Raw genomic sequence first — 12,392 nt, forward strand, 5'->3', positions numbered from 1 at the left:
AGGTCTCAGGCCGCGTCCTGGGCCGTGTTGCCGCGCAACTGCCCCGCCGGCACCAGGGGGATGACGCGCCCGCCGGGGCCGCGCAGCGGGCCGCCGCTCTCCTGCTCGAAGAAGAACTTGTCGCGCCCGAAGGCGGGCTTGAGGTGGTCGAGCCAGGTGGCGTCGGCATCGTACTTGGCGAAGAAGGGACGGCGCACCCACTCCGGATTGCGCGCCTGCAGGAACTGCAGCGCGAACAGCTTCTCGCCGTTGATCGTGACCACGCCGTCGATCACCACCTTGCCCGGGAAGGCGCTCATCGAGGGACCGCGCACGGTGCGCGACAGGCCCGACACCATCGAATAGGCTTCCTGGAAGATCTGGTGGGCGCGCGCCAGCGGCAGCGCGAAGTAGTCGCGCGGTCCGGTGTCGCGCTCGACGAACATGTAGTACGGGATGGCGCCCAGGCGCACGCCGGTGGTCCACAGTTCGGCCCAGCTCTTCGGGTCTTCGTTGATGTGGCGGATCAGCGGGCCCTGCATGCGCAGCGTGGCGCCGGTGCCGACGATGCGCTTGACCGCCTGCTGGGCTACGGGCGCGCGCAGCTCCACCGCGTGGTTGTAGTGGCCCATGATGGCCAGGTTCTTCCCCGACCTGACCACCTTCTCGAACAGGCGCAGCAAATCGTCGCTGTCCTTGTCCGACACATAGCGCTGCGGCCAGTAGGCCACCGACTTGGTGCCGATGCGGATGTTCTGGATGTGGGCCAGGTTCGGCTCCAGCAGCGGCTCGAGGAACTCGGCCAGCGAACGGGTATTCATGATCATCGGGTCGCCGCCGGTGATCAGGACGTCGGTGACGCCGGGATGGGTCTCGAGGTAGGCCACCAGCTCGCTGCTTTCGCGGGCGTCGAACTTCATGTCGTCCATGCCCACGAACTGCGGCCAGCGGAAGCAAAAGGTGCAGTAGGCGTGGCAGGTCTGGCCCGAGCTCGGGAAGAACAGCACGGTTTCCTTGTACTTGTGCTGCAAGCCCTTGAGCGGAGCGTCGTTCACGCGCGGGACGTTGTGCGTCATCTGGCCGGCCGGGTGCGGGTTCATGCGCATGCGGATGCCGTGCACCAGCTTCGCAATGGCCGCCTCGTCCTTCTTGTACAGCACCAGTTCGCGCAGCTGCTCGTACTCGTTCGAAGGCAGCATGTCGCGGTGCGGGAAGGTGAGCCGGAAGATCGGATCGTCCGGCACCTTGTCCCAGTCGATCAGCTCCTCCAGCACGTAGGCGTTCACGCGGAACGGCAGCACATGGGACACCACCTGCACCGCTTCCTGCAGCTCCGGCGTCAGCCATTGCCACTGGCGCGCCAGGTGGATCGTCTGCCGGGTATAGGGCTTGAACTTGGAGGGAGTCGATTCGGTCGTGATCACGGGAGTTCTCCAGGAAACGAGGGGATGAAATATCCGGCATGGGTAAAACGTTGCCGACAAGAATTCATCTTACGTTGCGGAAATTAGCCCGGATTGCCGTCAATCAATCAGACAGTTCCTACGGTGGGGGTTAGAACAAGAGGAGCATTATTTCGACCCGCGCCGGCGCATCCATTCGGCGAAGTGCCGTCCGACCCGCAGGTCGCCGTCGTAGCTCAGGTGGTTGGCGTCGCGGTACATCAGGCGTCCGTCGATCATGGCGCGGCAGCTGCTGTCGTCGCACAGCGTGCTGGACGAATCGAATCAGGCGATCTGCGGGAATTCCCGGGCGAAGCCGCGCAGGACCTCGCGGTGCTGGCTGACCTGCTGTTCCCATTCGGCGCGCGTGATCGCGCAGGGCACGCGGGTGGCCGATGACGCGACCCCGGCGCGCTTGATGCACGAACGCGGATCGAAGCCGATGTTCGGCACGTCGTTCATGAAGATCACGCGCTTGCCGGCGGCGGTGAAGCGGCGGAAGGTCTCGCGCGCCGCATCCACCGGGACGCGGTGCTCGGGACCGGTGCCGAAGCGCAGGTGGGTCGAGAACACCACGGTCTTCACCGAGGGCATGCCGAGGGCCAGTTCCAGCATCGGTTGCGTGGCCTGCTGGTAGGGGTCGCCCTGGGGGTCGAGGCCCCAGTAGGGATGGCGGGTACCCAGCATCAGGAGGTTGTCGCCGACGCCGCTGTAATAGGTCGTCAGGCCGGCGACCACGTGGTAGGCGTGGCTGTCGCCCAGCAGCACCACGGTCGGATCCTTCGCCACGTCGGCCAGCAGGCAGTATTCGTAGGACGAATCGAAGCCGTAGCGCTTCTTGCAGGCCTCGGAATTGGCCTTGTCCTCGACCACCACCAGCGCTTTCTGGTTGGCCAGGTTGTCCTGCACCGGCTTGCGGCCCGGCAGGCCTTCGTTCAGGTAGATATATCCGCCGGTGGCGGCGCAGGCGGCCATCAGCACGCACAGCGCCGCAACCTTGCCGCGTCGGGCGCCGGGCCCGCCGCGCAGCGGGCGCTCCACCACCCGCCAGGTGAGCCAGGCCAGCAGGAGCGCCAGCAACAGCGCACCCGCGCGGATGGCCGGCGCCGGCTCGCGCGACTCGATGATCTGGGCGAAGGACAGCAGCGGCCAATGCCACAGGTAGAGCGGGTAGCTGATCAGGCCGATCCAGACCATAAGACGGTTCGACAGCACGACCCGGTTGAACCAGGCCTGCGGTCCGGCGCCGATGAGCAGCAGCGCACCGAGCGCGGGCAACAGCGCGAACCAGCCGGGGAACTGGTCCTTGCGCGTGATCAGCGCCAGCCCGGCGGCCAGCAGGGCGACACCTAGCCAGGCAAGCAGGTTGGGCGCGAAGCGCGGCAGCCCCATGGACCTGCCGGCCGGGCGCGCATGCAGGCAGGCCAGGCCGGCGCCCAGCAGCAGTTCCCAGGCGCGGCTGGCCGGAGAATAGAAGGTGGCGCTGGCGTAGTGGGCGACGCCGCCGACGTTGAGCGCGAACGAGGCCAGCGCCAGCAGTGCCGCCAGCGCGAGCAGGTTGGCGCGCAGCCGCCAGCCCAGCAGCAGGACCGCGGGCCACAGGATGTAGAACTGTTCCTCGATGCCGAGCGACCACAAGTGCAGCAGCGGCTTGGTGTCGGCCGCGGTGTCGAAGTAGCCGACCTGGGCCCAATAGAAGAAGTTGGCGGCGAAGCCGGCGCCGCCGACCACGTGCTTGCCGAGCTGCTGGTACTCGTCCGGGAACAGGGCCAGCCAGCCGAAGGCCAGGCAAGACCCCAGCACCAGCACCAGGGCAGGGAAGATGCGCCGCACGCGGCGCGCGTAGAAGCCGGCGAAGCTGAAGCTGCCCTGCTCCAGCTCGCGCAGCAGGATGCTCGAGATCAGGAAGCCGGAGATGACGAAGAAGATATCGACGCCGATGAAACCGCCCCGCAGCACCGATGGGAAGGCGTGGAACAGCAGCACCGACAGCACGGCGACGGCGCGCAGGCCGTCGATGTCGCGGCGGTAGGCCAGGTGGGCAGCAGGCGGCGGCGCCGGCGCCTGCCTATCCTCGAAGGGAATCTGTTTCTCTAGCTTCATGCCAACCCACCAACAAAACCGCAGATTCTACATGAGCTAATTTCATTAAAACAACTTTTCTACCTTAAATCCAACACCGCTTTCCACCCTTGCTGCGCAATGCAATTGCGCCACCGCAATCCCCGCCATTTCCACCCCGGTACATTTGCCAATGCACTTTAGCAATATTGGTCCCAAAAATTCCACTCGAGGAGTCAACAATGAAACTGTTCGCATCTACCGCCGCCCTGTGCCTGGCCATCGCCGCCGCCCCCGTCCTCGCCAGTGGCCCGACCGAGAAAGACGCCATCGCGATGGTCGAGCGCGGTGTTGCCCTGGTCAAGGCCAAGGGCAAGGATGAAATGATGAAGAAGATTAATGCGAAGGATGCGGAATACGTCCAGGGCGAGCTGTACATGGACATTCGCGACCTGAAGACCGGCATCGTGCTGGCCCACCCCTACAACCCCTCGATCGTCGGCAAGGACCTGACCGACGTGCCTGACGCGAACGGCAAGAAATACCGCCGCGAGATCATCGAACTGGCCGCCGCCAAGGGCAAGGGCTGGGTCGACTACCAGTACAAGAACCCGACCAGCGGCAAGATCGAGCCGAAGACGACCTTCATCCAGCGGGTCGACGATGTGGTGCTCGAAGTCGGCATCTACAAGAAATAAGCTGTTCGTCCACGCCCGGAGCCAAGCATGCTGAACAAACTACGGATCGGCCCGAAACTGCTGCTTGCCCCGGGCCTGGTGCTGGTGCTGCTGACGATGCTGTCGGCCGCCGCCTATTACGGCATGGTGCGCCAGAACGCCTCGCTCGAGCACATGGTGCAGGTGCGCGCCGCGCGCCTGCAGGCCGTGGCCGACGTGGCGGGCGAAGCGCGCTTTGCCCATGCCAACATCTACCAGCTGCTGGCCTGGGTGAACGGCAGTTTCGCCCAGAGCCGCCTGGCCGCCCTCACCGCCGACATCCACAAGAAGCACGCGTCGATCGCGACCAGGCTGGGCGAGCTGGCGAAACTGGCCGAGCCATCCGAGCGCGCACCGATCGAGAACTCGCTGGCGGCGCTGGCGAGCTACCGCAAGATGGTCGGCGAGACCATCGAGCTGGCCCAGGTCGACCAGTCGATCGCCACCAACTCGATGCAGAAGGCCGAAAAACAGTTCGTGGCGCTCGACGCCGGGCTGCAGAAGCTGGCGGCGCTGGAAAAGAAGCTGAGCGTGGAAGCGCACGCCGCCGCCAAGGCCGAATTCCGCTCGCTCGGCCTCACCATGGCCGGCCTGGTGCTGCTGTCGATCACCCTGTCGCTGGTGGTGACGATGCTGGTGCGGCGCGCCATGCTGGCCGACATCCGCTCGATCGCCACCGTGGTGAACGACCTGGCCGACGGCCGCCTGCGCGCCTCCGGCACGCCGGGCGGCGGCCGCGACGAAATCGCCGACACCTCGCGCGCGCTCGACCACAGCATCACGCGCCTGGACGGCGCCCTGCGCAGCATATTGAACTCGGTGCGCTCGATCGACACCGCCTCGAAAGAGATCGCCAGCGGCAACCTGGACCTGTCGACCCGCACCGAGCTGCAGGCCGGTTCGCTCGAACAGACCGCCAGCACCATGGAAGAACTGACCACGGCAGTCAAGGAAAACGCCAAGAACGCGCGCCTCGCCTCCAACCTCGCGGCCGAGGCGCAGCAGCTGGCCTCGAACGGCGGCCAGGCGGTCGGCCGCGCGGTGGCGACGATGGAATCGATCCAGGCCAGCTCGCGCAAGATCGTCGAGATCACCGGCGTGATCGACGGCATCTCGTTCCAGACCAACCTGCTGGCTCTGAACGCCGCGGTGGAAGCGGCGCGCGCCGGCGAGCAGGGGCGCGGCTTCGCGGTGGTGGCGGCCGAAGTGCGCACGCTGGCGCAGCGCTCGGCGGCGGCGGCGCGCGAGATCAAGGCCCTGATCGCCGACTCGGTGAAGATCATCGAGGACGGCAGCGCCTCGGTGAGCGAGGCCGGCGCCAGCATGGGCGACATCGTCGCCTCGGTGAAGCAGGTGAACGACATCATCGGCCGCATCAGCATCGCCAGCACCGAGCAGGCCGACGGCATCGCCGAAGTGAACAAGGCGGTCGGCCAGATGGACGGCATGACCCAGCAGAACGCGGCGCTGGTGGAAGAAGCCGCCGCCGCCGCCGAAAGCCTGCACGAACAGACCGTCAACCTGGCCAAGGCGGTGTCGATCTTCAAGTTCGACGGTATCGATGCCGCGGCGATCGAGGAAGAGGAAGGCGACGAAGGCTTCCAGGGCCTGCAGGAGCGGCGCGCGCCCGGCAGCGCGATGCGCGGGCGCGTGCTTGCGGCCCTGCCTGCGGCTGGCAAGAAGGCCGAGGCTCAGCGCCGGCGCAGTGCCTGAGGTTTAACGAAACGGACGGCTGACGAAGCGGGATCCGGCCAGGCCGAAGCGCCACGGGACGTCCATCGCCTTCGAAATCCCGATGCGCGGCCCGGTCACGACTTCCAGTCCAGGGGGACCGGGCAGCAGCTCGAAGGGCGCGCCCGACAAGGCCATGCCGTTGTGGGCACGGGTCACGCCCAGGGCCTGGCACAGCTTGCCGGGACCGGAACACAGCAGCCACGCGTCATCCGCATCGCGGCGCCGGCGCATCTCGTCCAGGCCGACGAGCGGCTCGAGCGCCCGGATCAGGACCCCGGCGCCGTGTCCCTCCTCGCGGCACACGAAATTCAGGCACCAGTGGATGCCGTAGGAGCGGTAGACGTAGGCATGGGCGGGCGGGCCGAACATGGCGGCGTTGCGTTCGGTGGGACCGGAAAAGGCGTGCGAGGCCGGGTCTTCGCGGTCGTAGGCTTCGGTCTCGACGATCCGTCCGCCGACGCCGTTTACCAGCACCGTCACCCCGATCAGCTGGCGTCCCACATTCTGCGCCGGCTGGGAAAAATCGATTCCTGCTATTGTCGAAATGGCCATGCGCGGATTCTAACCCGGGCCAATTTTCCTTGTCGCGTTGGTGTAGTGACACAAAATATTGTTCTGAAAATAATACTTTTACATTGCTTTGCTGCAATGAAATCAGCACTGGGGTATAGTGGCACGGTTGTTCGTTTCTCTTCCGCAACTCGCCCTGCCCCTGCCCATGAATACCGTCGCCGATCCCGTCCCGCAGCTCGACCAGGTCGATGCCCTGATCAAATCGATCCGCATCCCACCACGGCCGAGCCTGCTCGCCGACATGCAGCGCGAACTGTCGTCGGAAGACCCCTCGCCTGAAGCGATCGGCAAGATCGTGGCGAGCGACGTCGGCATGTCGGGCGCACTGCTCAAGCTGGCCAATTCGGCGGTCTACGGCGGACGGCGCAAGGCCAAGTCGATCGAGCAGGCGATCCTGTTCCTGGGCATCAACCAGGTCGCGGCCCTCATGACCGGCCTGCTGGCGCGCCAGGCGATTCCCGCCAACAGCGCGGCGCTGGCCAGTTTCTGGGATGTCTCGACCCGCCGCGCCCAGGCCATGGTGTTCCTGTCGCGCCGCCTGCGCATCGGCGAACCGGACGTGGCCCACACCTTCGGCCTGTTCTGCGACACCGGGGTGCCGCTGCTGATGGAGCGCTTCCCCGACTACGCCGCCACCTATGCCGCCGCGTCCCTGGAAGAGCAACGTCGGTTCACGGCGCTCGAGGACGAGCGCCACTCGACCTCCCACACCGCAGTCGGCTGCCTGCTGGCGCGCAACTGGGGCCTGTCGGCCGACGTCGGCTGGGCCATCCTGCACCACCACGATTTCGCCGTACTCGACGATGCCGCGAGTGCCGGCGCGGTGCGCTCGCTGGTCGCCCTGTCGGTGCTGGCCGAGAGCGCGATCTGCCGCTACCAGGGCCATGGCGAGTCGCTCGAGTGGAACAAGGGCGGCGCCGCCGCCTGCGCCTACCTCGGATTGTCGGACGAGGAAACGGCCGAGCTGCTGGACGAGCTGGTGGAAGCCTTCCACGAGGACTAAGCGGTCTTTGACATCGCCCTTGCAGAGGCAGATACTTCGCTGTAAGTACGCCCCCTGGGAGTGAGTCATGAAATGCATCGCCATCCTGCTGTCCCTATCCCTGCTGGCCGGTTGCGCCAGCGTGGAACCCGTCACGGCGCCCCCTCCCCCGCTGGCGGACGCGCGCTTCGCGCCCCCTTCCGAAAAAGTCGGCGCCGACGGCCTGTTCGCCGTCAGTCCCGCGATGCGCTCCTACCTGGAGAGCGCGGCCTTCTCGCGCCACCTGCGCGAGAGCGGCCAGCGCCACGGCCTGGTCAACGCCCTGTACAGCAAGACCGACCTGAAGCTCGAATACGAATCCACCAAGACCCGCACCGCCGCCGAAACCTATGCCGACCGTGCCGGCAACTGCCTGTCGCTGGTGATCATGACCGCGGCCTTCGCCAAGGAACTGGGCATGCCGGTGCGCTTCCGCAGCATCGACGCCGGCAGCACCTGGAGCCGCACGGCCGGCCTCTACCTGGGCAACGCGCACGTCAACATCGCCATCGGCAGCAAGCCGGAAATCGGCCTGCGCAGCAGCGACCTGGGTGAACTGCTGGTGGTCGACTTCATCCCGCAGGACGAAGCGGCCCGCCTGCGCGCGCGCGAGCTGGACGAAGACGACATCGTCGCCCTGTACATGAACAACCGCGCCGCCGAAATGCTGGTGCAGGGCCGCACCGACGATGCCTACTGGTGGGCGCGCGCGGCGGTCGGCAAGCGCCCGGGCATGGTCGCGGCGCTCAACACCCTGGCCGTGATCTACGACCGCCACGGCGACGTCACGCTGGCCGAGCAGACCTACCGCGCGGCGCTCGCGCGCGAGCCGGAAAACCTGATGGTGATGCGCAACCTGCAGCCCTTGCTCGCCGTCCAGGGCAAGCACGCCGAGTCGCAGGCCATGGCGCAGCGCATCGCCAGCATCGAGCCCTTCCCGCCCTACCACTTCTTCGACGAGGGGATGGTGGCCCTGCGCGCCGGCGACTTCGACCGCGCCAAAGGACTGTTCGAGCGCGAGGTGAAGCGCGCGCCCTTCAACGATGAATTCCGCTTCTGGCTGGGGGTGAGCCACCTGCGCCTGGGCGATGTCAAGCACGCGCGCGAGCAGATCGCCAAGGCGGTGGACGCCAGCACGCGGCAGGAGATGCGGGAGCTGTACTCGGCCAAGCTGGCCTATCTGCGGCGTGTCAGCGCGACGGGATCGCGCATCCAGTGATGCCTGGCCGGTTCAGAACAAGGAAGGCTGTGTAGTCGGGGACGCTTCCTGGTCCGGCGCGCCGGCCAGCCGGCGCCAGACCGCCAGCTTCTGCTCGAAGCTCATCGCCAAATGCGCCGGAGAACTCGACGGCAGCACCACGGTCCGATAGCCGGCCGTCGCGAACTGCGGCGCGAACTTCCCCGAAGCTTGGCCGTTGAAGCCAACCGTTTCCAGGTCCGGACACAAGCTGCGCAGGCGCTCGAAATCGTTGGCGGCAGGCTTGCGGATGGCGGAATCGAGGCTGCCTTCGCGTTCGCAACCGGCCAGCACGTCCCATAGGCCGACGTGGTGCGCCAGCAGGCGCCTCAAGCGTGTTTCATACGGCATGCTGGCGAGGTCTTCCCCAATCACCGCCGAGATCAGCGGCCAGAACTGATTGCGCGGATGCGCGTAATACTTGCCCGCTGCGAGCGACGCCGCGCCGGGAAAACTGCCCAGCACGAGGATGCGTACGTCGGCGTCGATGACCGGCGCGAGCCCGGTGAGGGTGGAGGACGGTGGGGTCGTCATGGCCGCATTGTAGCGGCGCCATGCGTGTCCCGCCGTCCTCATACCTTATTTCATCCAGACCGCGTAGTTGCTGCCGGAGGTCTGCAGCGTCCAGCCGGCGCCCGGGCTCCAGCTGTTCGGACCGATCTTCATCGCCAACTGGCGGGTGCTGCCGGTGACGATCGCCGCGTACAGGCCCTGCGTGGCCGCCTGGATCGCGACCGGCGAGGTGGAATGCACGCCCGCCGTCCGGCGCGCCGCCATCAGGGCGCTGATCGGCGTCTTCAGGTTCCAGTTGTAGACGTGCGGGTAGTAGACGGTCGGAATGCCCGGATGGCTCAGGATGTAGGCGTAGCCCTGCATCACTGCGCCGCAAGGCACCGGCCAGTGGTTCTGGCCGGTGCCGCAGCTTTCGGACGGGCCGGTATCGTGGTTGTCGACGAAGGTCACCGCCATCGCCGGCCACCAGCCAACGGCGCCCTGCGGCTTGCCGGAAGCATCGCGCAGGCGCCAGTAATTGCCATTGGCCAGCGCATCGTTGAGCAGGCCCTTGGTCGTGAAATCGAAGGCGCCGCAGCTGTTGCCGGTGCCGTTGATCCAGTTCATGATCTGCTGGCGGTGGCCGTCGATGTTGTTCAGGTCGAGGTCGGTCCACAGCTCGCCCACGCAGAACTGGGCGCCGAAGGCATTCGCGTACTGCCCGGCGTACTGGGCGCCGAAGCCCTTCACGTAATCGAAGCGCAGCCCGCTGAATCCGACCGGCTTGAGGGTGTAGTTGAGCCAGTTGATGATGCCGTTCTGGGTTTCGCCGACATTGGTATGGTCGATGTCGCGGCCGGCGTTGAAGCCCGATCCGGTATCGGCATTCCCGAGACCGCAATTGCATTCGTCGTTATTGGCGATCGTGTAGCGGGTCCAGTTCGGGTTGGTGAAGTCCGACCATCCGGTCGAGCCGACACGGTGGTTGACCACGACGTCGGCGACGGCGTGGATGCCGTTGTTGGTGAAGGCGCGCACCACGTTGGTCAGTTCGGCCGAGCTGCCATAGCTGGAACTCAAGTTGTTCAGCTGGCGCGGCAGGTAGCCCTCTGTTGCCGCCGAGTCGGACGGCGGCGGGAACCACACATGGCTGAAGCCCATGGCCTTCAGGTCGGCGACATTGCCGGCTAGGGTGTTGTACCAGTTCGGGTTGCTGTACCCCGCCGAGTTCCAGTGGAAGCCTTGCAGGACGGCGGAACTGTTGCCGGCCTGGGCCTGCGGCGTGGCAGCGCCGGCATGGGCCGACAGCATCAGGGCACTCGTTGCGAGCAGGGCTGTAACGCTGACTTTCTTCTTCATGCCTCCTCCGTGTTGTTGTTGCGGATTGTGATGAAAATCTTTTTTAGAAAGCGGTAACAACGGTCAATAGCCATGCGCAACCGGTAGTTTAACTACCAGAGCCATCTGACACATTCGTACATACATGGAATTGACGGGGGAATTCTCTGCTCAGCTCGTTACAGTGTCAATTGAATTCTGGATCAGTTTTGTAGTTTCACTACCTCGACATAAAAAAGCGGCGGTGCGCTCACGCGCACCGCCGCAAAGGGCAACAGCCTCAGGAAAAAAATGAATCAGTTGCTGGCCAACGCCACCGCCTCCGGACGGGACGAATCCCAGCCGCCACCCAATGAGCGGATCAGCGCCACCGTAGTCACCGCGCGGTTGCCGCGCAGCTGGACCGCCGTGCGTTCGACCGCCGCCAGGTTGCGCTGGGCATCCAGCAGCTCGAGATAGCTGGAACGGCCGGCGTCGTAGAGCTTCTGCGCCAGGTCGGCCGAGCGGCGCGCCGCCAGCCGCGCCGCCTCGATCTGCTCGGCCTGGCCAGAGAGGATGCGCAGGCCGGCCAGGTTGTCCTCGACTTCGGCGAAGGCCGTGAGCACGCTCTGGCGGTAGCCCCCCACCGACTCTTCCAGCACCGCTTCGCTGCGTTCGACGTTGGCGCGGTTGCGGCCGCCGTCGATGATCGGCATCGAGGTCAACAGGCCCAGCACCCAGGAGCGGCTGCTCCACCTGAACACCTCGGAGAAGGCGCCACCGATGCCGCCACCGGCCGCGCTGATGGTCAGCGCCGGGAACATCGCGCCGCGCGCCACACCGATGCGGGCATTCGAGGCTTCCATCGTGCGCTGTGCGGCGACGATGTCGGGACGGCGTTCCAGCAGCGAGGACGGCAGGCCGGCCGGGATCGCCGGCAGCGTGGTGGTGTCCAGCAGCGGGCTCTGGCCGGCCACGTAATGCGCGGCCGGCTTGCCCAGCAGGACCGCCAGCGCATGCTCTGCGGTGGCGCGCTGGCGCTGCAGGCCGATCGCTTCGGCGCGCGCCGTCGCCAGTTCGGTGCGGGCGCGCGACAGGTCGAACTCGCCGATGTCGCCCAGCTCGAAGCGGCGCTGCGTCACCTTGACGCTCTCGTCCCGCAGGCGCACGGTCTGCGCCAGGGTCTCCAGTTCGGCGTCGAGGGCGCGCAGGCGGAAATAGGTCTGGGCCACGTCGGCCTGCAGGGCCAGCAGCACCGAGCGGAAGTTGGCCTCCGAGGTCGCGGCATCGCTGCGCGCCGCCGACACGCCGGCCGCCACGCGGCCGAACAGGTCGACCTCGTAGCTGGCGCTCAGCTGGGCCGAGTAAGTCGTCGCAGCCTGGGTCGGCGTACCTTGCGGCAGGCCGGATTCCAGTGCAGATGGGCGGGCACGCTGGGCGCCGATGCCGACGCCGACCTGCGGCACGCGGTCCGCTGCCGCAATGCCGGCGATCGCCCTCGCCTGCTTGACGCGGGCTGCGGCCACCGCCAGGTTGGCATTGTTGGCGCTGGCCTCCTCGACCAGCGCGGTGAGCGCCGGGTCATTGAAGGCCAGCCACCACTGGCCGCGCGGCTGCTGCTCGGCCGGTTGGGCGGGCTTCCAGCGCGATCCTTCGATGCCGTCCACTTCCGTGGCGGCAGGCAGTTGCGTGTTACGGAAGGCGGTCGGCGTCTCGACCGACGGCTGCTTGAAGTCCGGGGTGGCGCAGGCGGTGAGCAGCAGTGCCGCCAGCAATGTGGACAATGAGGGTGCCACGCCCCTTGCGATCATGCTTGTCAT

The 12,392-nt window shown here is 66.5% G+C and carries 9 protein-coding genes and 1 pseudogene; 4 read left to right on the top strand and 6 right to left on the bottom strand.

Annotated elements, in window-relative coordinates:
- Window positions 1–5 precede the first annotated feature (5 nt).
- Together AC56LK_RS08455 and AC56LK_RS08460 are read right to left on the bottom strand one after the other, a co-directional pair.
- The gene (locus tag AC56LK_RS08455) at window positions 6–1,403 is read right to left on the bottom strand and encodes a KamA family radical SAM protein (protein WP_497184105.1); all 1,398 of its coding nucleotides are present in this window, start codon (window positions 1,401–1,403) and stop codon (window positions 6–8) included.
- A gap of 147 nt (window positions 1,404–1,550) precedes the next feature.
- Window positions 1,551–3,524 (bottom strand): annotated as a pseudogene (locus AC56LK_RS08460) (acyltransferase family protein).
- 200 nt (window positions 3,525–3,724) lie between these two features.
- Between AC56LK_RS08460 and AC56LK_RS08465 the strand changes: the two are divergent.
- Window positions 3,725–4,180 carry a cache domain-containing protein gene (locus tag AC56LK_RS08465; protein ID WP_497184106.1) on the top strand — a complete coding sequence of 152 codons (456 nt, stop codon included), beginning with the start codon at window positions 3,725–3,727 and terminating at the stop codon, window positions 4,178–4,180.
- Between the two features lie 27 nt (window positions 4,181–4,207).
- Window positions 4,208–5,911 (top strand): methyl-accepting chemotaxis protein, encoded by a 1,704-nt coding sequence (locus AC56LK_RS08470; RefSeq protein WP_497184107.1) that lies wholly within the window; start codon window positions 4,208–4,210, stop codon window positions 5,909–5,911.
- Between the two features lie 3 nt (window positions 5,912–5,914).
- Here AC56LK_RS08470 and AC56LK_RS08475 read toward each other — a convergent pair whose 3' ends face one another.
- Window positions 5,915–6,484, bottom strand: coding sequence for a DNA-3-methyladenine glycosylase (locus AC56LK_RS08475; protein ID WP_497184108.1), 570 nt, complete (start codon window positions 6,482–6,484; stop codon window positions 5,915–5,917).
- A 166-nt stretch (window positions 6,485–6,650) separates the two neighbouring features.
- Between AC56LK_RS08475 and AC56LK_RS08480 the strand changes: the two genes are divergently transcribed.
- Together AC56LK_RS08480 and AC56LK_RS08485 are read left to right on the top strand one after the other, a co-directional pair.
- Entirely contained in the window at window positions 6,651–7,508 is an 858-nt protein-coding gene (locus tag AC56LK_RS08480) for an HDOD domain-containing protein (RefSeq protein WP_497184109.1), read from the top strand.
- 67 nt (window positions 7,509–7,575) lie between these two features.
- The gene (locus AC56LK_RS08485) at window positions 7,576–8,745 is read left to right on the top strand and encodes a tetratricopeptide repeat protein (protein WP_497184110.1); all 1,170 of its coding nucleotides are present in this window, start codon (window positions 7,576–7,578) and stop codon (window positions 8,743–8,745) included.
- A 12-nt stretch (window positions 8,746–8,757) separates the two neighbouring features.
- On the opposite strand, the gene AC56LK_RS08490 is transcribed toward AC56LK_RS08485, so the two are convergent.
- The 3 genes from AC56LK_RS08490 to AC56LK_RS08500 all read right to left on the bottom strand — a co-directional run bounded on the left by AC56LK_RS08490 (window position 8,758) and on the right by AC56LK_RS08500 (window position 12,392).
- Window positions 8,758–9,297, bottom strand: coding sequence for a DNA-deoxyinosine glycosylase (locus AC56LK_RS08490; protein ID WP_497184111.1), 540 nt, complete (start codon window positions 9,295–9,297; stop codon window positions 8,758–8,760).
- Window positions 9,298–9,342: 45 nt separating this feature from the next.
- Window positions 9,343–10,614, bottom strand: coding sequence for a glucan 1,4-alpha-maltotetraohydrolase domain-containing protein (locus AC56LK_RS08495; protein WP_497184112.1), 1,272 nt, complete (start codon window positions 10,612–10,614; stop codon window positions 9,343–9,345).
- A gap of 275 nt (window positions 10,615–10,889) precedes the next feature.
- Complete coding sequence (locus AC56LK_RS08500; RefSeq protein WP_497184113.1) at window positions 10,890–12,392, bottom strand: efflux transporter outer membrane subunit; 1,503 nt, start codon at window positions 12,390–12,392, stop codon at window positions 10,890–10,892.

It is taken from the genome of Telluria sp. ZB4P36, assembly GCF_059685865.1.

Bases quoted from the DNA above. Each gene is read 5' to 3' on its own strand.
- AC56LK_RS08465 (WP_497184106.1), top strand. From the start codon at position 3,725: ATGAAACTGTTCGCATCTACCGCCGCCCTGTGCCTGGCCATCGCCGCC.
- AC56LK_RS08470 (WP_497184107.1), top strand. From the start codon at position 4,208: ATGCTGAACAAACTACGGATCGGCCCGAAACTGCTGCTTGCCCCGGGC.
- AC56LK_RS08475 (WP_497184108.1), bottom strand. From the start codon at position 6,484: ATGGCCATTTCGACAATAGCAGGAATCGATTTTTCCCAGCCGGCGCAG.
- AC56LK_RS08480 (WP_497184109.1), top strand. From the start codon at position 6,651: ATGAATACCGTCGCCGATCCCGTCCCGCAGCTCGACCAGGTCGATGCC.
- AC56LK_RS08485 (WP_497184110.1), top strand. From the start codon at position 7,576: ATGAAATGCATCGCCATCCTGCTGTCCCTATCCCTGCTGGCCGGTTGC.
- AC56LK_RS08490 (WP_497184111.1), bottom strand. From the start codon at position 9,297: ATGACGACCCCACCGTCCTCCACCCTCACCGGGCTCGCGCCGGTCATC.
- AC56LK_RS08495 (WP_497184112.1), bottom strand. From the start codon at position 10,614: ATGAAGAAGAAAGTCAGCGTTACAGCCCTGCTCGCAACGAGTGCCCTG.
- AC56LK_RS08500 (WP_497184113.1), bottom strand. From the start codon at position 12,392: ATGACAAGCATGATCGCAAGGGGCGTGGCACCCTCATTGTCCACATTG.